General features: G+C 42.2%; 18 protein-coding genes and 1 CRISPR repeat array (1 of these 19 cut by a window edge). Of the genes, 9 read left to right on the forward strand and 9 right to left on the reverse strand.

The genetic code is table 11. The features are described from left to right. The first annotated feature begins 223 nt into the window (after nucleotides 1-223). Nucleotides 224-973, forward strand: coding sequence for an endonuclease III domain-containing protein (locus MSSIT_RS10070; RefSeq protein ID WP_048172110.1), 750 nt, complete (start codon nucleotides 224-226; stop codon nucleotides 971-973). A 254-nt stretch (nucleotides 974-1,227) separates the two neighbouring features. Here the strand turns inward: MSSIT_RS10070 and MSSIT_RS10075 are convergent, their stop codons facing one another. Further along, nucleotides 1,228-1,440 (reverse strand): hypothetical protein, encoded by a 213-nt coding sequence (locus tag MSSIT_RS10075; RefSeq protein WP_048172112.1) that lies wholly within the window; start codon nucleotides 1,438-1,440, stop codon nucleotides 1,228-1,230. 477 nt (nucleotides 1,441-1,917) lie between these two features. On the opposite strand from MSSIT_RS10075, the gene MSSIT_RS10080 reads away from it, so the two are divergent. Beyond that, nucleotides 1,918-3,951, forward strand: coding sequence for a histidine kinase dimerization/phosphoacceptor domain -containing protein (locus tag MSSIT_RS10080; protein ID WP_048172114.1), 2,034 nt, complete (start codon nucleotides 1,918-1,920; stop codon nucleotides 3,949-3,951). Nucleotides 3,952-4,206: 255 nt separating this feature from the next. Here MSSIT_RS10080 and MSSIT_RS23180 read toward each other — a convergent pair whose 3' ends face one another. Further along, a complete protein-coding gene (locus MSSIT_RS23180; protein ID WP_156158840.1) occupies nucleotides 4,207-4,356 on the reverse strand; it encodes a hypothetical protein in 150 nt (49 codons plus the stop codon). 529 nt (nucleotides 4,357-4,885) lie between these two features. After that, nucleotides 4,886-5,236, reverse strand: a complete 351-nt coding sequence (locus MSSIT_RS10085) for a DUF2173 family protein (RefSeq protein WP_048172116.1) — start codon at nucleotides 5,234-5,236, stop codon at nucleotides 4,886-4,888. 642 nt (nucleotides 5,237-5,878) lie between these two features. Here MSSIT_RS10085 and MSSIT_RS10095 point away from each other — a divergent pair. The 4 genes from MSSIT_RS10095 to MSSIT_RS10110 all read left to right on the forward strand — a co-directional run bounded on the left by MSSIT_RS10095 (nucleotide 5,879) and on the right by MSSIT_RS10110 (nucleotide 9,647). Next, nucleotides 5,879-6,382, forward strand: a complete 504-nt coding sequence (locus MSSIT_RS10095) for a DUF3795 domain-containing protein (protein ID WP_048172119.1) — start codon at nucleotides 5,879-5,881, stop codon at nucleotides 6,380-6,382. Nucleotides 6,383-6,480: 98 nt separating this feature from the next. After that, nucleotides 6,481-7,476, forward strand: a complete 996-nt coding sequence (locus MSSIT_RS10100; protein WP_048172121.1) for a hypothetical protein — start codon at nucleotides 6,481-6,483, stop codon at nucleotides 7,474-7,476. A gap of 97 nt (nucleotides 7,477-7,573) precedes the next feature. Beyond that, nucleotides 7,574-8,257: a DUF72 domain-containing protein gene (locus MSSIT_RS10105; RefSeq protein WP_048172122.1), complete on the forward strand. Its 684-nt coding sequence runs from the start codon at nucleotides 7,574-7,576 to the stop codon at nucleotides 8,255-8,257. Nucleotides 8,258-8,552: 295 nt separating this feature from the next. Next, complete coding sequence (locus tag MSSIT_RS10110) at nucleotides 8,553-9,647, forward strand: hypothetical protein (protein ID WP_048172124.1); 1,095 nt, start codon at nucleotides 8,553-8,555, stop codon at nucleotides 9,645-9,647. Between the two features lie 144 nt (nucleotides 9,648-9,791). Here MSSIT_RS10110 and MSSIT_RS10115 read toward each other — a convergent pair whose 3' ends face one another. Beyond that, nucleotides 9,792-10,835: a PAS domain-containing protein gene (locus tag MSSIT_RS10115; protein ID WP_048174674.1), complete on the reverse strand. Its 1,044-nt coding sequence runs from the start codon at nucleotides 10,833-10,835 to the stop codon at nucleotides 9,792-9,794. A gap of 132 nt (nucleotides 10,836-10,967) precedes the next feature. After that, nucleotides 10,968-11,141, reverse strand: a complete 174-nt coding sequence (locus MSSIT_RS24720) for a response regulator (RefSeq protein ID WP_231590501.1) — start codon at nucleotides 11,139-11,141, stop codon at nucleotides 10,968-10,970. A 727-nt stretch (nucleotides 11,142-11,868) separates the two neighbouring features. Here MSSIT_RS24720 and MSSIT_RS10125 point away from each other — a divergent pair. Both MSSIT_RS10125 and MSSIT_RS10130 read left to right on the forward strand, forming a co-directional pair. Continuing rightward, nucleotides 11,869-13,269 (forward strand): tetratricopeptide repeat protein, encoded by a 1,401-nt coding sequence (locus tag MSSIT_RS10125; protein WP_082088949.1) that lies wholly within the window; start codon nucleotides 11,869-11,871, stop codon nucleotides 13,267-13,269. Between the two features lie 92 nt (nucleotides 13,270-13,361). Beyond that, complete coding sequence (locus MSSIT_RS10130) at nucleotides 13,362-13,799, forward strand: hypothetical protein (RefSeq protein ID WP_048172126.1); 438 nt, start codon at nucleotides 13,362-13,364, stop codon at nucleotides 13,797-13,799. A 217-nt stretch (nucleotides 13,800-14,016) separates the two neighbouring features. Here the strand turns inward: MSSIT_RS10130 and MSSIT_RS10135 are convergent, their stop codons facing one another. Next, nucleotides 14,017-15,123, reverse strand: a complete 1,107-nt coding sequence (locus MSSIT_RS10135) for an inositol-3-phosphate synthase (protein ID WP_048172128.1) — start codon at nucleotides 15,121-15,123, stop codon at nucleotides 14,017-14,019. A gap of 416 nt (nucleotides 15,124-15,539) precedes the next feature. Further along, on the reverse strand, nucleotides 15,540-15,812 hold the full coding sequence (locus MSSIT_RS10140) for a DUF1294 domain-containing protein (RefSeq protein ID WP_048172130.1): 273 nt from the start codon (nucleotides 15,810-15,812) through the stop codon (nucleotides 15,540-15,542). 196 nt (nucleotides 15,813-16,008) lie between these two features. On the opposite strand from MSSIT_RS10140, the gene MSSIT_RS10145 reads away from it, so the two are divergent. Next, nucleotides 16,009-17,133: a lysylphosphatidylglycerol synthase transmembrane domain-containing protein gene (locus MSSIT_RS10145; RefSeq protein WP_231590502.1), complete on the forward strand. Its 1,125-nt coding sequence runs from the start codon at nucleotides 16,009-16,011 to the stop codon at nucleotides 17,131-17,133. A gap of 139 nt (nucleotides 17,134-17,272) precedes the next feature. Here MSSIT_RS10145 and MSSIT_RS10150 read toward each other — a convergent pair whose 3' ends face one another. Together MSSIT_RS10150 and MSSIT_RS10155 are read right to left on the reverse strand one after the other, a co-directional pair. Continuing rightward, entirely contained in the window at nucleotides 17,273-17,755 is a 483-nt protein-coding gene (locus tag MSSIT_RS10150; RefSeq protein WP_048172132.1) for a hypothetical protein, read from the reverse strand. 134 nt (nucleotides 17,756-17,889) lie between these two features. Next, nucleotides 17,890-18,525 (reverse strand): methyltransferase family protein, encoded by a 636-nt coding sequence (locus MSSIT_RS10155; protein ID WP_394296905.1) that lies wholly within the window; start codon nucleotides 18,523-18,525, stop codon nucleotides 17,890-17,892. A 221-nt stretch (nucleotides 18,526-18,746) separates the two neighbouring features. After that, a CRISPR array of direct repeats spans nucleotides 18,747-22,326; the repeat unit is 37 nt; unit sequence GTTTCAATCCTTGTTTTAGTGGATCTTGCTCACGAAT; it runs 1,354 nt beyond the window's last position.

A 22,326-nucleotide genomic window follows, 5' to 3' on the forward strand; every position in this document is an offset into this window, starting at 1 on the left:
GTGGTAGTCTAAGATAGCCGGACAATGCCGTAAGTCCTAATAACTACCCTCCCAGCCTACGTTTGTTTTTATGAAAATGCAGCAATAAAAGTATGCTGCAATTATCATTTATACGAGTCCTCTTGAGTGAGCGAAGCGAGCGAAAAGGACAGCGGGCTCCCAAATCGCAATTCGGGCGGTATAGAAGAATTAAAATGGAATTCCCTGATATAGGAAGGTTGAAATGAAGAAAAATATTCAGAATCTCAGTTCCGGAAAGACTTTGAGTGAACCTGTTATCCGGACTATTTACGGCTTCCTCCTTGATTCATACGGGCCTCAGGGCTGGTGGCCCCTCATAGAACTGCATGATGGAAACGGGACAAATCCCACAAAAACAGGAGCCATCCGGGGGTATCATCCAGGAGATTATACCTATCCGCATACCGAAAGCCAGCAGTTTGAGATTATCTGCGGGGCTCTGCTTACACAGAATACGAACTGGCAGCAGGTTGAAAAAGCCCTTATCAACCTCAGGCAAACGGACTCCCTTTCTCCGGAAGGAATCCTTTCCACTGACATGGAAAACTTAAAGGCAGCCATAAAGTCCGCAGGCTATTATAACCAGAAAGCAATTCGTCTCAAAATTCTTGCAGATTGGTTCACGGATTTGAAAAGCCGAACGCCTGAAAGGGAAGAATTGCTCTCGCTAAAAGGGGTTGGACCCGAAACTGCCGACTCTATTCTGCTTTATGCCTTTAAACAGCCCTCATTTGTGGTTGATGCATACACCAGAAGAGTTGTGAGCAACCTTGGCCTGGCTGAGGAGAAAGCGAAGTATTCTGAAATCAAGGCCCTGTTTGAAGAGAATGTGCCGGGAGACCCGGTTATCTATCAGGAATATCATGCCCTTCTTGTGGAACATGCAAAGAGGTATTATCAAAAGAAAATCAGTTATTCAAGATGTCCACTTCTAAGGCTTGTTTCGGACTGAAGGCTCGTTTCGGACTGAAAAATCCTCTGGCTTTTCTACGGCTTAAAAGATTTTAAAGGGGGAGAAATAGCTACTGGTGAAACTTCGGCTGAAGTTTTCGCTGTATTATGTTTCTTTACCCGACTTAAATACTGGTTTAAATGACCAGGTTCTCGGAAGGCAGTTAAATGCCTGCTTGAATACTTGATCTTATCCAGAGCTTCGTTACGCGTTGATCTGTGTTTTCCTTTCTTTTTTCACGAGGCAGTTTGTTCTTATAAGAGCTTTATTCCGTACCAGTCGGAAATTTCAGCGTCAAGAACCCCTTCATGGACCATCTTCTCGATCTCGTTTTCGACCTGTCCGTAAGTGAACTTGTAGTCGTATGAGATCGCAGAGATCACATCCGGGCAATGGCAGAACCTATCCGGAAATGCCTTATTGAACATTGCCACGTTCTCGATAATTAAGTTCCTGATTTTTTCCATTTTTATATCACCTTTTTTGTTTTTAATGCATATTTTTCATGTTTATGTCTAGTTTCTGGACTCTCTTCGACATATTAGAGTTGTCTGCCATATATAAATAGATTTTCCAAGTCGTAAATATATATCATATATATCTATATAGCTTTAATTTATCGATCGGAGCATATTTTGTTAATATAAATTGCTCACATTGAACATTTACTCGGATGATTGGTAAAAACTTTTAGAACCATTCACAGAAAAAAGCATGGAAGAGACGGAGGAAACAATTATTAGAGTAAAAGTATATACAAAGCAATGGGGACACGAAATAAATAACACTATATTAACTTTTGTTCACTTATTCTTACGAAAGCGAATATGCCAGACAGGAAAAATATAACTTTCAGTTAATCCGATGGCAATGAATTTTTGGATTTCATGAGCCAATTTTAGGGCCAGGGTAAGAGGGGAGCTCGGAAGAGAAAAGGAGAAAAAATGGATCAGTTAGTATCTAAGAATCCGAATCCCGTGCTTCGGGCAGGGACTGACGGGAGTATTTTTTATTCAAATAAGGCAGCTGAGCCTTTACTGTATATCTGGGATATTGGAGGACAAGGGAAATTACCTCATTCTATGGAAACCATTATTAAAAGAGTTGTTTCCAGGAATGACCCCGAAAAAATAGAAGTCAAAGTGGGTAAAAAATTGTATCTCATAGACTTCCAGCCCGTGCCAGAAAAGGAATTTGTAAACATTTACGGGCTTGATATAAGTGAACAGAAAAAACTGGGAAAAAAACTCAGTATCAAAGAAAAACAATATGATGCTCTTTATACCCTTGGAAAAATGGCTTTTAAATGCGAAAACCTTCAGGCCTTTATGGATAAAAGTGTAAAACTGATCGCAAAGACCCTGAACCTTGAATTTTGCAAAATCCTTGAACTTACCCCCAATGGAAATTTCCTGCTCAAAGCAGGTATCGGCTGGAAACCCGGACTTGTGGGAAAAGCCGTTGTGGAAGGAGGAAAATCATCTCAGGCAGGATATACTATTTTTTCAAAGGTTCCTGTAATTGTAAGGGACTTTGCAGAAGAAAACCGCTTTGAAGCCCCGGAAATCCTGAGCTCCCACAACATTGCAAGCGGGGTGAGCGTCATTATAGGAGATGTGGAAAAACCCTTCGGAGTACTGGGAGCCCATTCCACAAAGAAAAGAAAGTTTACTGCGGCTGAGACCTACTTTTTAAACTCTGTTGCCCTTGTGATTGCGGAGGTTATCGAGCACAGGCAAGTTGTAGAAGAATTAAATAAGTACAGGGAACACTTGGAAGAGCTCGTTAAAGAAAGGACTTCTGAGCTTACAGAAACAAATAAACAGCTGTTCAGTGAGATCTCGGTCCGCAAACAGGTGGAAAAAGACCTTCAAAACAACATATGCTTCCTTGAAACAATACTTGACGCCATCCCCTCTCCTGTATTTTATAGAAACCTTGCAGGCATCTACCAGGGCTGCAATGAAATGTTTGCAAAGCATGTCCTTGGCCTTCCGAAAGAAAAAGTAATAGGACACTCCATGTACGAATTTAGAGAACAGTACTCGGAAGAAACGCTTAACACTTCCATCTATTATGACAGGATACTCCTGGGGGGAGGAAAAAGCCTACCTCATGAATTGAAAATAAAGTGTGCAGACGGAAAGGTACGGAATTTTCTCTCCCACAAAGCCATTTACAGCAATATTGCCGGGGAAGTAATCGGAATTGTGGGTGTCATGCTTGATATTACCGAACGCAAAAAAGCAGAAGAAACCCTTTTAAAAACGGAGGAAATCAGGAAAAAAGAGATCCATCATAGAATTAAAAATAACCTTCAGGTAATCTCATCCCTGCTCAGCCTTCAGGCCGAATATTTCAGTGATCTAAAGGTAAAAGAATCCTTCAAAGACAGCCAGAACCGGGTCATCTCAATGTCCCTGATCCATGAGGAACTGTATAAAACAAGAGAAACTGTGGATGTCGAAACCTTCGATTTTAAAGCATATATCCAGAAACTGGCGAATGAACTTTTCAGGTCATACCTGGTAGGAAGTGAAGATATTCGCTTAAAACTGGATGTGGAAAGTGCATTTCTCGGGATGGATACCGGGATTCCCCTGGGGATTATTGTCAATGAGCTTGTATCTAACTCTTTAAAGCATGCTTTTCCCGAAGGAAGAAGTGGAGAAATCCAGATCAAACTCCACCATACAGGCAGCATTCAGAAGAAAGGTTGTAACGGGCATCTCGGAAACTGTGAAATCTCAGAGTTCTTGCTTACAGTTTCGGATAACGGCATCGGCTTTCCTGAGGATTTTGATTTAAAAAGTACCTTTTCTCTCGGACTTCAACTTGTAAATATCCTTGTAGAGCAGATTGAAGGCAACATCGAACTTGGAAGAGGAAAAGGGACAGAATTCCGGATTAAATTCAGAGAACAGGGGAGCAAAGAAAAGTGCGAAAACGGGAAAAACGAAAATAACGTATCTTTTTAAAGCGGAGTAGTTTGTCTTTGATCCCTGTAACTACATCTCAACATTAGGGAACAGAGAAAGTTATTTTTCGAGCACCAGAGAGCAATTTTTTACCGTATCTGCCGAAATCACGTGCTGGGTTTTTGCACATTTGACTGCTGTTGTCAGGTAGAACCCGCGATTCAGGATTTCCTGAATGCTGTTTACGGGAATGCCTGCATCGTTGAATGCCTGAAGAGTCGTTTTTAGATAAAATGCCTCTCCTGAAGAATAAAATTAGTCCAGGGGGTCCTCGGGAGGGGCATCGGAAATCATAACCACTTTAACTTTTTCGGGGTCGACTTCTACAGCAGGCATAAGATATCCGCCTTTATTGATATCGGAACAGGGAAAGGCTTTACATTTAACGTATTCAAAAGGCTTCATTTCCGGTTCACTTCGGGTATATTGATATCAAAAGCTTTGCTTTGCAAGAATTGCAGGTTGTCTTTAAGGGACCGTAAAAGATAGATTTGCAGCAAAGAAAAAGAGAGAAAAACAGGAATAGAGAGAAATAACATGAGGGTCTTGATGTGACCCATAAGGCCCGATCCACAATTTAATGTAGTTCTTTACTCAGTCAAGTTATGCTTATTTAAGTTATGCTTATTTAAGTCATTACTCAGTCAAGTTATGCCTATTTAAGTTACTTATTTAAGTCATTACTCAGTCAAGTTACTACTTAAGTCAAGTCATTACCTATTTAAGTTACATACTTCCTTTGTACGTCTTCTTCATAGATCTGGGACTGACCTTATGGATCAATCTATTATATGTTGTTACAGGTATAAAAGGACAGCGCTAAAATATTTCTTTCTTTAACATGTAATAATTCAGGATAAATGATATCCCGGGTTGTACGATTTCACCTGAAACGGATTGGCTAACCTGAAGAGGCTAGCCAACATTGCTTTTGTTAACACATCCCAAGACCCTTAAGGATCTTCTCTATATCTGCCTTTGAGCTCTCGACAAAAACCCCTCTCGTACCTGAGATCATAACGGTCCAGTCGCCGCCGCTGTACATCCAGTTGTGCTGGGGAACCCAGTTCATTTTGTAGAGCTCCGTGTATGCACTGGCCAGAGCATCGAACATCATGTTTACGGTCCCGCAGAACTTTGCAGTCATCACAGCCATAACTTTTGGCATCTCAGTCTTTGATTTGTACTCCACGAGCTTTCCATCCGGGCTGAAAATCCCGGCTGCCATTACCCCATCAAACTTCAGAAGTTCATCTATCGAAAGGTTGCACTCTTTTTTACTCATCTGTTTACCCCACTAAATCCAGTATCCAATTAAATCAGGTATTGTACTGGAGATTTACCCGTTAATAAAATCACGTGTATTGTTCAGTACAAAAATGGTTCCCTTGTTCCTGATTCATACATAAATAAACACAAAAAAATTGATGTAATATTATATAAATATATCAAATTGAAAATGAAAAAAAGAAAGTTAAAAACTTAAATTTCAGTAAAGAAAAGCTTTTCAATCTGACAGATGCCACTATGAAATCGACCTTTATACCCCCGAAAACGCTGAAGTCTTTTCGATTGAAGGAGCATACCGTACAAAAAGAAGAACAGGTAAGTCTAGGACAGCTGGCAAGATACGTGGGAATGGTCCTCAACTGTGCGAAAATAGATGAATGCGCTCTTTCCTGGATTAGACCGCTTACAACACAAAAGTACTTTTCAGAATCACTGCACAATCAATAACTAAATATAGTAACATAATAAAAATATAATTATATTAAAGACTGCGTTAAACAGATGTTGATACAATAAATACACAGTGAGAAATATATCAGTGTATAATCAGGATTTAAACGTTGTAACACAAAAATTGAACCTGGTATGGAGGTTCGTTGCTACCCCTTTTATATAAAAGGAAGGCAGATTTGTCCATATGAATGGAGAAGAGGAAAAAGAACTTACAGCTTATTGCGGGCTTTACTGCGCTGACTGTATCCATTTTCAGAATAAACACAGTAAAATCGCGAGGCAACTTAAAGAGGAACTTGAGAATATAGACTTTCAGAGCTATGCCAGCATAAAAAGTCCTTTTGGTGCGGAGTTTCAGGAGTATGATGCATTTCTTACCGTGCTTGAAGCCCTTACAAACCACTCCTGTTCCGAAGGCTGCAGAAGCTCAGGAGGGTGCGGTGCGGAGCCCTGTGCGATAATCCAGTGTTGCGAGGAAAAAGATTACGAGGGTTGCTGGGAATGCACGGCCTTTGAAACCTGTGAGAAGTTTGCGGCTTTAAAACCCCGATGCGAAGCTTCGGTAATGCATAACCTCAAAGAGATCAGGGAAAATGGTCTTGAAGGCTGGAGCAATCGCCGCGTACCTATTTATAACTGGCAACAGCCAGGCCTGACAAAAGAGCCCGAAAAAAGGGACAAAGAATGAACGGATACTTAAAATGGCCTCTAAAATGTAATTTTATATAGTGACAAATTACAAATTGCTTAATACGAAATTTGAGATGTATTTTTTGAGAGGTTTTAATGGTAACTCAAGGCGACAAAGCGATCCCGATGAAGCTAAAAATCGAGGTGTTTAACAACCTTCAAGTAATCAAAGACTATTGTCTTGTACTGGGCGGAGGAAAAATCGGCACCGATTTTCTCCGATACGCCCGCAAGAACGGATTCCCCTTCGTGCTTATCATTGACAGGGATGAAAATGCACCCGCATCAAGAGAAGCCCGGGTTCTGAAAAACAGGAGTGAACTCATAAATCTCCTGAGGGAAAAAACAAAAATATCTCTCAGGGAAGAAAACGCTGAACAACTTCCCGGGCCTGAAGCTTACTTTTACGCAATGGATATGCACAGCGTTCCTTTTCTCCTAAGGCTGGGCATTCCCGAAAATATCATCCCTGCCGTGCCGTGTCATGCGGTTGCGTACATGCTTGCAGATATCCTGGAGTTCCCCGTACAGGAAACAGAAACTGAGGAAAATCCCAAAGCAAATCTTCATGAAACAGCGATCCCCGAAGAGGTCCCGGAAAAAAAGATTTCAGGAGAAAAAAGACCTGTAAACGAACTCTTCATCCGACCTGAAGATTCGGAGCTCCTGGTTTTTTTCAAAACTCTTGCAGCAGTCATTCCAGGAGATGTAACCGCAGGCAGTTACCCTGAGTATGGAATGTTGTTTTTCTCATACGCAAGGGAAGGTGAAATCTGTCCGGACGGCTGCCCAGGACCGCGAGACCGATGCCCGATCTTCGGGAGAGATAAACCGAGAACCATTACCGAATATACAGGAGAACTCAATAAAACCATACAGGGGTGGGTCTTTGAGAGCCATCAGATGAAACCGGGAGTCGGCGGGCTTAAGGGAGGGGAGTTCAAACGGAATATACTGGAAATCATGGAATTCGTAAGTACACTTCAGGAAGAAAGGAGCCTTGAAAAGCCTGAAAAACCCGAGGAAAGGGCTTTTTTCATAGCCACGACCTGCACCTGCCATGGGGTTTTGAATCTCTTCTACGTTACTTGAGCTTACTTTTTCGAACCATCCATTCCGTCATAACCCGGATTTTTCAGAGCCAAAAGCTACATCTATCAGCATGCCTGTATACCTGTAAGGGGACTATATGGATACATTTGTGGGTACGAGTGGCTGGTACTATGAATGGAATAAAAAGAAAAATCTGGACTGGTTTGTGGAAAATTCAGGGCTTAATTCCGTAGAGTTAAACGCAAGTTTTTACAGATTTCCTGCCCCTTCAAGCATAAGGAGCTGGAGCACGAAAGGGGCTGAACTCAGGTGGAGCATAAAAGTCCACAGGTCCATTACCCACTGGCGACAGTTCGGAGAAAGTGCTCTTGAAACCTGGGAAAATTTTAGGGGACTTTTTGAACCCCTGGAACACCTTATTGATTTCTACCTATTTCAAGCGCCGCCGAAGTTTGATGATGCTGCAACAGCTCTCGGGTTTGCGGAAGAAACAGGGCTTGGAGAAAAATTTGCTCTGGAAATAAGGAACAAAAAACTGCTCGGAAACGATGACACATGTGAAGAGCTTCTGGAAAAGGTGACACTGGTATCCGTTGACTCCCCGGATTACAGGGACCGGATTTTCTCCGGAAAAATAGTTTATGTGCGAATGCACGGAAGAGAAGGCTGGTATAGTTACAATTATACACGGGAAGAAATTGAAGAAACTATCCGGAAAATAAATGAATTTGAGCCTGAAAAAGTCTACATTTATTTTAATAATAATCATAATATGCTTGAAAACGCAAGAACGGCTTTAAAAGTCTTTTTCAAAATGTAAACCCGGCAATTAGACTTCAATTTTCAAAAATCTCCTTTTATATGGGCAGAAATAATTTTGATTCACGGCTTCAGTTATGAGTTCTGTTATGGTAAGATAAAGATGAACTTCAATTGTTAACCTGCGTTATGAATAAATTATTATATAAAGAATTATATGTAAACTTTGATCCGGAAATTCCCAGAGTCAAAAGTAAAATGCCCCAAAATAAGAACTTTAATTTTTTTATATTGCTAATGATAACCGAGGAGAGATTTCCCTGGAAACTCTTAATATATAAAAACGGAGTGGAAATATGTTCTGGAGCAAAGACGATATTGTCGAGAGACTGAGCAAAATACCTCGAACGCTGGAAGACATTTCAATAGAGATATTTGAAGGCGTATCCCCATCAAAAGATTTGCTATACAAAATGAACCTTTCGGAATATTGTACAGATGCGCCCAATGGCTACAGATACCTGCAAACAAATATAAGCGCAGGACATGTGGGCATAGAAAAAGAACTCGTGTATCCTTATATGGACGATACTCTTTCGAATGAATTTGCTGTCCAGCCCACACAGCATCATTACATACTGCCGTATGAGATCCTTGGATATGAAATAAAGAAAGAATACCGAATTTTTCAGCCTGAGGAATTGAAAACAAAGTTTCCTGTAGCTTATAATAAACTGCTAGAAGGGGAAAAGAAATACGGGTCCGTAAGACAGGAAATCGAATCTGACAACGATTACCGCCTGGAAAACGAAAGCCTCCTGAAATATGTAAAAACACCTAAAATAATCATCACTAACCATTACCGCTTTCATGCGTCATACGATGCTATCGGAAACTATGTTTTTGCAGGCGGAGTAGGGGTTGTGCTTGGGGATGTCACACTCTACCATTATGTCACCGCTGTCCTTAACTCTGCCATAGCAAGGACTCTGCCCGAAATCTGGCACCGGGAAAAAATGCAGAAAAACCACTACCTGAACGCAAAAATGATGCGAAGGTTCCCAATTGAGTTTCCCAAAAAAGAAATTACCGAAACCCTTATAAGCACAATCACAAGGTACCTTATTTACCTCAACCGGCAAAAACAAGAGGCAAAAACCTACTCCATACATAACTGCCAGAACCTGATAGATTTTTACAAAAGAATTTCAGACCTTTTGATTCTGGACACCTACATCACGGATGATCTGGACCCCAGGTTCCTTGAAATCCTTGCAGAACATATCACCGTACCCGGTGACGAATTTGAATACAGTAACGACATTAGTCTTTTGATCGGGCTGCAGGAGATAAAGCAAAGCATCCTGAACTCTGAGGATTTCCGGAAGTGCAGGTTCACTAATGAATTCACCAATATCCTGGCAACCCTGAAAAACAATGGTGTCTGGTAAAGGGATTAAACTTTTTTCAGGCTTTTAAGCACGTCCTTCCCATTCATTTAAGGCAGTGTGAGATCCTGAGTAATTACAAAAGGCTTTAACTTCTGGGCAAGGGAACAGGGCCTTTTGCAGTTCATGGCTCATGGTCGCAAGGAATTAGCTCATTGCACGTTTTGCTCCTTCGGTTGCAAGTTTCGCCTGCAGAAACTCTTCTTCAGCCTTTTTAATTTCGGAGAGGTCAATGAAGCTTTCAACAAAATACCCGTTTCCTCCTATTGAGACGGGCACAACGTTTCTGAGGATAGGTATGGGGTCTCTTCCGGCTTTGAAAAGTATACTCTCAGAGAGTTCCCCGGCCGGATCCAGCGAAGGCATGTTACATCCTTCTTCCCCTGCCTGGCAGATTAACTGGCTGCAGACCGTTCCTATAAGTTCTTTTTCGGAATAACCTGCGGTTTTCAGGGCAACCGGGTTTGCATCTACAACTTTTAAGGAGGAGGCTTCGATTAGCAGGATGCCGCAGAGGGTGTTGTCGAGGATGGTTTTGAGCCTTTCCCGACTCTCCTGCTCCAACCGTTCTGCATTTTTCACCCCGGTAATGTCCTGGGCTACGATCTGAATTATATTATCATTTCTATCGATAAGGGACAGGTTAACCTCAATGTCAACAATTTCCCCTTCAGTTTTCTGGTACTTCATTTCAAAACAAGAAGAAACCTGCTTGAAGGTTTCCTTAAGTGCATGCTGAAGCTCGGAAAGGTACTCAGGTGGAATGAAGGAGATAAAAGAAATATTAAGTGGCTTCCCTTCCCGAAAACCGAAAATCTCACAGCCTTTTTTATTTATATCCAGGACCTTTTTACCATCCGAAATAATAACAGTATCATTGGACATTTCAAATAAAGCCCTGTACATATGATCTTTTTTCCTGAGATCTTCTTCTGCTTCCCTGTAAAGTGTGAGGGTATTTTCAAGTTCCAACCATCTCCTGAGAGAAAATATCCCCATTCCAAAAGAAGTGTATATAGAAAGAATTAGCAGGAGCCCCAGTTCGTCGCTGTTGTAAGCTTCAACAAACAATACGACAGATTCAAAAAGATTATATTTGGAAGCTACCAGTGTAAATATAAAGCCCAGAACCAGAATGAATATTAGTTCATTAGACTTTTTCATAAACGGTGACTTTGAAATATTTTCCATCCCTTATCCCTCTTAAAGGATCAGAACCTGTGTAAATTTCACAATACCTGGTAAACGACTGTGCAGGTATCTATGATTGATTTGAATCTGCCGACATCATGGACTTTGAGATATAACCGCCAGATCCTTCTTTTAAGAACCTCCCCTCATGTCAAGGAGTATGGGATCGAACCTGTTTTCTTTAGCAATTTTGAGAGCTTCGAACCCGTCCCCGGCTTCTCTGCTCTCATAGCCAAAAGTGCGAAGAAGGAACCTGATGAGTTTCATAATTACAGGACTGGCCTCAACAACAAGTGTACTTTTCATTTCCATGGTCCCTCAATCTGCATATATTAAGAGACCTGGAAAAATACAGATGCTTCCGGCAAATTGGCAATTTTTATCCAAACCCTGCAATACTAAATTTAGCAGGCTCCTGCAGGCCATAGGCTTCTATAAGTCCATAAACTGGATTATATATTTTCTAAATATCATGAGATAAAAGCAAACAGTATCCTTGGCAGACTCCCTTAGGCAATTGTATAACGTTCCCCATCGTTTTCCCCAATTCGAAAAACTTACCATATGGTAAGTCAATTGCCTTATTTATTTTATCTATATATGATAGAATTTAATAAAGTTCGAATATCAAATAGTTATTGAATTCAAGACATATAAAAACTATGTTAATTGACAAGAAAAAACCTGATCAGTAGACAAATATATGTGGTTTTGTTAAAAAAAGACATCATCTAAAAAACAAAAGAATAACTGGAGAGTATCCGACGAATACTTTAAGATTAATACTAAAGTCATAGTATCGCAAATAAGGTTGTATGGTAAGAACATACCTTAATGCCTGTGATACACTAATATAACTGGGATATCTTATATAGGCTCAATTATGAATATTTCCAGCTAGAAGTCCCATTAAAAGATCTTAATGATTCTGCTTTTCATTCAGGAGGGGTGATTTACGGCTAGTTCAAGGAAAGGTTCGACAAAAGCGGAAATTTTTACTGAAAGCGGTTTTATTGAAAATGAAGAAAGAGACGTGAAAAAGGGAGAAAAAAAGAAAGAGTTAAAGAAAGAGTCAAAGGAAGAAAACCACAGGGTTCTATTTGAAGGATATAATCAGAGGTTAAAGGATCTGGATCCTGAACTGCTCACACCGGAAGATGAAATCAGCTTAAAGGAAGCTTTCAGGCATGCAAAAGAGGTGCTGAAGACGGAGGTGCTTATAAGCTGGTTTATAGGTGCAGCCGAGCCGTTCTACAGGTCTGCAACCTGGGAAGTGCTATTACCCATATATGAAGAGCTACTTGATATTGCGGAAAAGGAGCTCGGCCCGGAAGCCCTGGGGACTGCGGCTGCATTAAACGGACTTGGAGGGATTTACCGATACATGGGAAATCTTGAAGAAGCCATGAAGCTGTATTTAAAAGCCCTCAGCATCCGGGAAAAAACTTTAGGGCAGGACAGGCCTGAGACCGGAGACACGCTCAGTGAACTTGGAATCCTCTACTATGTGATGGATAGGCCCGAAGAAGCCCTTCTGTATTATAACCGGGCTCTTGAAATTCAGGAAAAGTTTCTGAGTCCTGAGGACCTGGGAACTGTCAGGACACTTAATAGAATGGCTTTTTACTATCAGGGAATGGAAAAGCCCGAAAAGGCCGAAGAGTATTTTATCCGCGCCCTCGGGTTGCTCGAAAAACTCAAAGAAAAGGAGCCTGAGAATAGAAGAGTCCTGGCTTATACTGCCGGCACCCTGAACAATCTGGGGGTACTTCTCTCGGAAATGGGCAAACTTGAGGACGCCGAGGAAAGATACGGGCAGGCCCTGAAACTCCAGGAAAAGATCTACGGGAATGAACACCCCCAGATAGCCCAGACCCTGAACAACCTTGCTCTGCTATATTTCCAGACAACACGATATGAAAAAGCCATGATCCTCTATACGCGCTCACTTGAGATCATGGAAAAACTGGGGAAAACCGAACATTCAGGCTTTGCCACGACCCTGAACAACCTTGCAGGTGTCTATGTCCAGAAAAACCGACATGAAAAAGCCCTTGAACTTTACACTCGTGCCCTAGAAATCCGCGAGCGAATCCTTGGCCCGGACAATCCCGAAGTTGCCAAGACCTTAAACAACCTTGGGGAACTGCACAGAATCCTCGGCCAGCACAAAAAAGCTCTCCCCCTCTACTCCCGCGCTCTCAAGATCTATGAAAACACACTGGGCCCCACACACCCCGATGTCGGCACAACTCTGAACAACCTCGCAGGTCTTCATGAAAGCATGGGTGAATACGAAACCGCGATCGACCTCTACGAAAAAGCCCTGGACATAATTGAAAAAGAATATGGGCCCGACCACCCATATTTCAAGATCACGCGAAATAATTTACTTGGACTGTACGAGAAAATGGAGAGGAGCTGGCGGGAATAAAAAAGATTCGATGCTTAGAGATATCCGATGCTTACATGTAGGTTGGCCTTAATCGGCAATACAGAACAGGTGCCCTGCAGCAGTCATGGGCTATGTGGGTACCCGCTCCTTCCCAAACCGACCCAATTGGTCTGCTTCAGGAACAGGACAGGACACGTCTTGACCAGCTCTTGCCCGTCAATGTCGGCAAAAATTACCGCAAAGCCATGGTACTTCTTTCCCAGACTGCTTTTCTGGACGTGTGGTATTACCAGGTGGAGACGGATAAAGTCCTCGAGGTGTTTGATCAGGCCTCGAAAAGGGCTGGCAAAAAAATGCTCGGAAGGCGGGCAACGGCAAAAGACAAATTCGCAACAATCCTCTCCTGCTTGCACGTCCGGGTGAGATCCTACCCGAAGAACAAAAAGCCAAAAGAAGCCGGCCCGTCGGTTCTGGAACCCTACGTCGGGAAGAAAGACTACGCCAGAACAGGGAATACAGCCTGCATTTCAGGATACATCGGCAAAAGTGACTCTTTTGCGGGGCAATAACTGATTTTGCTGTAGCTTATGCCGACCAGACAGAGCGCGATTCTCAGGAACTGAAGGAGGCCCACAGGTGGTCAGATCACTCCTCATCTCCGACGGAACCTGTTGCAACAACCGTACATGCCAGATATAGGATCAACCGATCGCAGCTCAGCGGTATTACAAAACCAACTGTCTGACAGAACCACTCGTATTGCATTTATGTTAAGTGCTTCTTTCACTACTGATTTCCTGCAATAAACTCCTCAATCATGCGGTATGCCTCATCATCCGGATACTGTTTTGGAGGGTGTTTCATGAAATATGCGGACGGCTGATAAAGAATTCCGCCTTTTCCCCTTTCAAGTGCAAGTTTGCAGCACCTGATAGCGTCAATTACGACCCCGGCAGAGTTTGGGGAGTCTTCTACCGAAAGCCTTAATTCAAGGTTCATGGGCACATCTCCGAAGAGTTTGCCTTCAATCCGCAGGAAGCAGACCTTGTTATCTTTCTGCCAGGAAACATAGTCACTCGGGCCTACATGGATATTTCCGTTTTCAAGCCGCTCGGCAAGCACTGACTGCACAGCTTCGGTTTTCGAGATCTTTTTGGACACAAGCCGGTTCCGGTTTAGCATATTTAGGAAATCGGTGTTTCCACCTGTGTTCAGCTGATACGTCCTTTCGATCTTTACTCCACGTTTTTTGAACAGGTCGGCAAGAGTCCTGTGGACTATGGTTGCTCCGAGCTGGGACTTTATGTCATCGCCGATGATCGGAAGCTGCTTTTCTTCAAAGCGTTTTGCCCATTCAGGGTTGCTCGCAATAAAAACAGGCATATTGTTGATAAATGCACAGCCTGCTTCAAGGGCGCATTCGGCATAGAATCGGGCAGCTTCTTCGGAACCCACAGGCATGTAATTTACAAGAATCTCGGCTCCAGAATTTTGCAGGACACTTACTATTTCCTCTTTTGTTGCCCCCTCCCCTTCCACGGGCAGGAACCTGCACTCTTCGGGATAATTGAAAAGATGCTCGGAACAGCCATCGAGAACCCTCCCCAGGCTAATTTCAATGCCTGTCTTCGGCACATCTGGAAAGAAAACAGTTGTGCAGTTCGGAAGGGAAAAAATTGCTTCGGAAACGTCTTTTCCAATCTTCCTCCGGTCGATATCGAAAGCAGCTGCCAATTCAATGTCATACGGGAAGTAGCCTCCAAGGTCCCGATGCATCAGGCCTATCGCATCTGCGTCCTCGTTTTTTCTGTAATACTCAATCCCCTGCAGAAGCGAACTTGCACAGTTTCCAACCCCTGCAATGGCAATTTTGATCCTGTCTTTACCCGCCATTAAGACTCCCCAAATAAACTCAAAATAGTACAAGAATAGTTTAAGATATCTTTACACCCGGTTACCTTTACACCCGGTTACCTTTACACCCGGTTATCTTTACACCCGGTTATCTTTACACCGATTGTCCTTGTTTCCCGGTTCCTTTTTATCCCCATGTTATTTTAATCCCCAGGAACTCTTTATTCCCAGGTAATCTCAATTCCTCAGTCCCCCATTCATCTGAAGTTCCCAAAACCTATCGCCAGAGTGTACCCCCATCCAGGATAAGGAATGAAAACTGTGATACCTCTTATCTTATGCAGAAAATAGTATAAAAAACATTTTACAAAAAAATAAATTAATGTAACAATGTATCTCCATTTTTCCAGCCCACTTTCACCATTACTATGCGGTCATCAGGCCTTTATACAGGTTTACAAATTTAGCCAGAGCACCAGCAGGAGGTGAACTCCAACAAACCCCGGTACAAGATATCTGAACATGGTTTTCTGGGTCTTATGCCTGAACTGCATCATTCCGAGCCAGGCACCGATAGGCCCGAAGAGGGAAATTGTTAGCAGGGTTTTTTCCGGGATCCGCCACAATTCCTTTCTCGCTTTATATTTATCCAGCCCGTACAGGGCAAATGAAACCGCATTAAGCGCAGCGTAAATAAAGGGAAAAATAATAGATACAGTCTCTACCATGGGAAAGAATTCTCCGTTATAATAATTAAAGGCTGTGATGATTTACAGGAAACAGTTTCATGCTCATCTCGCTACAACTTGCTTCGCCGCATGAAACAGTTTCATCTTTAGTTCATCGCATTTACCTCAGATGTCAAAGATTCTTATCCCGTATTTTTGTAAAAAGTTCTGTCAAAAAATGAAAAATAAGATAAAAATGAATATTAAGGTTCAGAGGATTATAGATGGAGATAACGGACAGGAAGGTTTGAAGATGCCGGGAAATAAAAATGAAAATAAAAACGAAAATAAAAACAATAATCATAAAATCCTGGTTTCTCCTCCGCCCCTTGCCTTGAGGGCAGGCCATTACCTTCCAACCCTTATTTTCCTGGGGCTGGCTGTTCATCTGGTCCTTCCCCAGCTTGCTTCGGTTGAATCGTCCCTTCAGGTTATCAGGACAATGGCTTTATGGGCTGTACTGCTCGCTGCCGTTGCCGAGCTTATAAGTTACATAGGATACGGGTATCTCATAAATTCTATTCTGGCAATAGTTAACCAGCAACTCTCCATCTTAAAGGGAGCTTGCATAACTCTTGCTGCAGCGAGCATGGGGATGCTTGCAGGGGGTACTTTAGGAAATGCAGCAGCTACTTACAGCTGGGTACGAAAATCCGGAGTAAGCGCAGAGGGTTCGGGACTTGCAGGTACGCTGCCCACCATATTCAATAATGCAATTTTAACGTTACTGGCAGCAGCCGGGATAGTCCACCTGCTCTTAGCTCACGAACTCTCCACCATACAGTTTTATGCCTTTCTCCTGATCCTCAGCATACTGAGCTTTGGAGTTGCAGCAGTAAGCTGGGGAAGAAACCACAGGGCTCGTTTTAAAGCCGTAGCTCTAGGAATAGCATCTTCATTCGCAAGGCTTCTACGCAGGCCTTTTACCCCGACTTCAACCGAGAACTCGGTTAGCAGGCTCTTTGCAGCCCTTGATATACTCCATGATGGAGGCTGGCAGTTCCCGGCACTGCTTGCAGCCTTTTCAATAGGTTTTGATGCGCTGACTCTTTACTTATTTTTTATAGCCGCAGGACATCCTGTAGGTCTCGAAGTCCTGCTTATAGGATACGGGCTTCCCCTGCTCTTCGGAAAAATGGCTTTTGTAGTCCCCGGAGGAGTAGGGGTTGTGGAGAGTACGATGATTGCACTATATACCGGACTTGGAGTACCCAGCTCGGTTGCTGTAGTCGTCGTACTCGGATACAGGGTGTTTTCTTTCTGGATTCCTACTCTGGTCGGTTTTCCTATCGCTTTTTATCTGCAGAGGAAAGGAAGTTAAGATAAAAAGGAAGTTAAAATAAAAAGGAAGTTAAGATAAAAAGGAAGTTAAGATAAAAAGGAAGTTAAGATAAAAAGAAAGTTAAGATAAAAAGGAAGTAAAATCGAACGTGAAATTAGTTTTCAGCATCGCAGCATCGTTATACTTCCAGGCTGCGGAGAATTTTAGATGAAACTGCCATTCCCATGCAGGTGTCCAGTGTTACCGAGTACATTATCCCTATTACCTTTCCCCCCTGAACGATAGGAGAACCGCTATCCTCCGGCTCCGGCATATCATGGCACTGGAAACCCAGAAAAAGCAGTGAAGCTCCCGAATTAACCACCCTGCAATAATGGATAGTACGGGTGTCATTGATAAGCTCAGCCAGTTCCAGCTCTGCCGGGCTGCCAAACTCGGTGATTTCAACCGCAGTGCCATGAGGAAGCTCTATCAGGGCTAAATCATAATCTTTCAAAATTCCGGTAACAACAAGTTCCATTCCATTAACTGTCAGACGGTCCCCCTCTCCCCGGAATATATGGGAAACCGTAACCATGTAAAGCACTCCTTTGAGGGCGATTATAGCGCCGATAGTACCGCGTTTTCCATTGTGGAAAAAAGAACTGCCTGCTTTTATCATAAGCTTTGACCAACCTGCCTGTTTCTCCCGAGCATGGTTTATGGTATTTCCTGGTTTACGTTAAGCTTGGTCTTAATTATATTTACTCTTATATTTCAATTACATTTACCCTTATATTTCAATTATATTTACTCTTATATATTAACTGAGGATTGATCCGATTCTTTAACGCTTCCCCTTAATCCGGGGATTATCCTGTGAACCCGCTTTTGGTACTCTCTGTACTCGTCATCGAACTGCGCCAGCAGTCTTGTCTCCCAGTGAAGAGACCCCAGATAAAAGTATATGGTAGTCAAAATGTATACGACAAGCAGGTTGACGGTCATGACGGGAGTGAGCCATACCATGACCAGCCCTGAGAGCAGAAAGGGATCCCTTACCCACCTGTAAACACCCCGGATCTTCAGGGAATCTGCTTCGGAAGCCTGCGGGCCAGCTAGCTGCGAGCGTACTTTGAACCGGTGAGGGGCATCCATAAAAGCTATAGGAGCAAGCATTCCGGCAATTAACTGCCCCCCAACCATGAGCCAGCGCCAGGGCGAAGGTATTTTGTAAAGAACCCGCCCCGGATTTTTGTAGATCTGATAGACAAGTGGCAGTATCGTCAGCCCTGCAACAAGGCTGTATGCCGGCAGATAGAGCTTTTCCGCTCCTGGACCGGCAACTCTCATGACCAGGCGTTTGAAAGGCAGGCTAGCAGTCAGGCTGTGAATAAATGCAAACGCTACCAGAGAAAAAACAGCAGTAATTTTGGAAGCAATCAACTCCATCAGTCCCCCTTCTCTTATTTAAATAGCTTATATTTCCACGCCAGTATGAAAAGTTTACCTATAGTGCTTAAAAAATATTAAAAGTACAGGTACTATAAGCAAAAGGCACAAAAGATAAGCTTCAGTCACCCTTAAAAGGTGAAGTGACAAAAAACCGAATAAACTTTTAACCGTCTTGCTAACGAATGATAAGAGACAGTTTCTCGATTTTGTGATATATTAGTTTCATCCTTATTTTAATGGATCTTGCTCACGAATATAGCTGCTGTTTCGATGGTTGTAATGGTTGTTAATGTTTCAATCCTTGTTTTAGTGGATCTTGCTCACGAATTGCGAGGTTCGGAGAGAGTAGAGGGAAGAAAATGAGTTTCAATCCTTGTTTTAGTGGATCTTGCTCACGAATTATAGGCCCGTTGTACGGAGTCGGGGTACCTGTTAGTTTCAATCCTTGTTTTAGTGGATCTTGCTCACGAATCGGGAAAACGTACCGTTGGGTTGTTGAAACTGCACGTTTCAATCCTTGTTTTAGTGGATCTTGCTCACGAATAAATCAAACGGTGCCCATTTGTCCCCCGGGAAAACAGTTTCAATCCTTGTTTTAGTGGATCTTGCTCACGAATTGGAATATCTTTCTCAATTCGGAAGCGAGTTCAAGTTTTAATCCTTGTTTTAGTGGATCTTGCTCACGAATAAATCATTATAATGGCCTGCCTGTAAAATCAAAGGGTTTCAATCCTTGTTTTAGTGGATCTTGCTCACGAATAGAGAAGACCTCGATGCCATAGACGAGATGCTATTGTTTCAATCCTTGTTTTAGTGGATCTTGCTCACGAATCCTTGGCAGGTTCGCAATTGAACTTGGAGCAGATGGGTTTCAATCCTTGTTTTAGTGGATCTTGCTCACGAATGAAATCGAAGTGGGGGAAACCGTTGGCACCCTTGTGTTTCAATCCTTGTTTTAGTGGATCTTGCTCACGAATACAAGATGCCTACAATCAACGTCCACAAAGGCAAGTAGTTTCAATCCTTGTTTTAGTGGATCTTGCTCACGAATTTTTATCTGAACATTCGGAACATCTACATAGAATTTGTGTTTCAATCCTTGTTTTAGTGGATCTTGCTCACGAATTTATACCGACCTCTCCCAGGCTGTAGCCGGATTAGTTTCAATCCTTGTTTTAGTGGATCTTGCTCACGAATACAGTGGTTTGATATTACCAATTCCACAGAACAAGAAGTGTTTCAATCCTTGTTTTAGTGGATCTTGCTCACGAATTCTATTGAATTTTGATGAAGTCGTGTACGGGAATTAGTTTCAATCCTTGTTTTAGTGGATCTTGCTCACGAATATTGCTTCCTGGTCCCCGACTCGGTACCTGATGCTTGGTTTCAATCCTTGTTTTAGTGGATCTTGCTCACGAATGTCAATGCAGCGGCTGGGACAGATCCATGTATCTGGTTTCAATCCTTGTTTTAGTGGATCTTGCTCACGAATGAGGAACCATCAGATGATGAAATTGACAGCATTATTAAGTTTCAATCCTTGTTTTAGTGGATCTTGCTCACGAATTGTCAGGTTCGATACTTCACCTACTGATGCTTATATGTTTCAATCCTTGTTTTAGTGGATCTTGCTCACGAATATAGTCCCAGAGCTCCCTTAGAAGATCATACAGCCGGTTTCAATCCTTGTTTTAGTGGATCTTGCTCACGAATTCACTTGCTTTTGTATCAGACATCTTTTCCACCTTAGTTTCAATCCTTGTTTTAGTGGATCTTGCTCACGAATTTTTTGCAATTTTCACCGTATCACCGTAGAAATCGGTTTCAATCCTTGTTTTAGTGGATCTTGCTCACGAATCACATATAAACCCCATTGACCCCCGTATACTCACTAGTTTCAATCCTTGTTTTAGTGGATCTTGCTCACGAATAGTTCCCTCAACTCTTTATATTGATTTTTGGAGAGGTTTCAATCCTTGTTTTAGTGGATCTTGCTCACGAATCAATTTGTACTGCCCGGACAAAACACATCTGTACTTTTGTTTCAATCCTTGTTTTAGTGGATCTTGCTCACGAATTTTAGATTTTAATGATTCTCCTTCTTCGGAATCCAGTTTCAATCCTTGTTTTAGTGGATCTTGCTCACGAATTTTTTGATTGCTGAGTGTTCATATTCAGAATATTGGTTTCAATCCTTGTTTTAGTGGATCTTGCTCACGAATCAAATCCAGGTAAAAGCGTGAATGCTATGAGAAGACGTTTCAATCCTTGTTTTAGTGGATCTTGCTCACGAATTTCCCATAATAAGAATATGTCCTGATTGCAATGAAGGTTTCAATCCTTGTTTTAGTGGATCTTGCTCACGAATATATTCACTTACTGATAATCTGAACGAACACCCAGGGTGTTTCAATCCTTGTTTTAGTGGATCTTGCTCACGAATCCCTACCGACCCGGTCATCATGAGAAAACGAGAGTACCGTTTCAATCCTTGTTTTAGTGGATCTTGCTCACGAATCCTTGCGATATTCATGGGCGTTATGGTTCTGGCAGCTCTTAGTTTCAATCCTTGTTTTAGTGGATCTTGCTCACGAATATCCCAACGCTTACCGAGTCACCTATGTTATACTTGGTTTCAATCCTTGTTTTAGTGGATCTTGCTCACGAATCTTTAATTTTTCTTGGGGTTGTAATCCTTCAAATTAGTTTCAATCCTTGTTTTAGTGGATCTTGCTCACGAATATTGATTGGGTTTGATGTATACATATACATAAAACTGTTTCAATCCTTGTTTTAGTGGATCTTGCTCACGAATATTAACTGCGGGTTAACAGCTAACAAGCGCAGACTTAGTTTCAATCCTTGTTTTAGTGGATCTTGCTCACGAATAGTGAAATTATCTGAGTTCCCATGAGTTCAATATCAAGTTTCAATCCTTGTTTTAGTGGATCTTGCTCACGAATTGGTCCGCAGATGATACTTACGCGGGGAACGGTCGTTTCAATCCTTGTTTTAGTGGATCTTGCTCACGAATGCTACTATTCCTGTAGATGATTTACAGGTTCTTGTGTTTCAATCCTTGTTTTAGTGGATCTTGCTCACGAATCTGATTGAACAGAAGAAAAAACATCCGCATATCAAATGTTTCAATCCTTGTTTTAGTGGATCTTGCTCACGAATTCGCCTGTATCATCGGCGGTAGAATTCGCGACGTAGGTTTCAATCCTTGTTTTAGTGGATCTTGCTCACGAATGAAGAAAACGAAGAATTGCAGTGAAAAACGGATACTGGTTTCAATCCTTGTTTTAGTGGATCTTGCTCACGAATAACACATGACTGAATACAATACAGAATTTGAAATACGTTTCAATCCTTGTTTTAGTGGATCTTGCTCACGAATCGATATGCAAATACTTTATCTTGATGCAGTTCAAAATGTTTCAATCCTTGTTTTAGTGGATCTTGCTCACGAATGCCGAACTAAACGGGGGAACCTCAAACTACATCGAAGTTTCAATCCTTGTTTTAGTGGATCTTGCTCACGAATATTAAGAAGATTTTGGAGGAAGATGAATGACTGAAGAAGTTTCAATCCTTGTTTTAGTGGATCTTGCTCACGAATGATGGAGTATCTTCTCAAGGATACAAATTTCAAATAGTTTCAATCCTTGTTTTAGTGGATCTTGCTCACGAATATGATTGATGTTGCCACGGAAACGCAGAAGGAGAGAAGTTTCAATCCTTGTTTTAGTGGATCTTGCTCACGAATTTCTTCTATTGTGTGAGTGTCTGCGAACT

It is taken from the genome of Methanosarcina siciliae T4/M, assembly GCF_000970085.1.
GTDB classification, from domain to species: domain Archaea; phylum Halobacteriota; class Methanosarcinia; order Methanosarcinales; family Methanosarcinaceae; genus Methanosarcina; species Methanosarcina siciliae.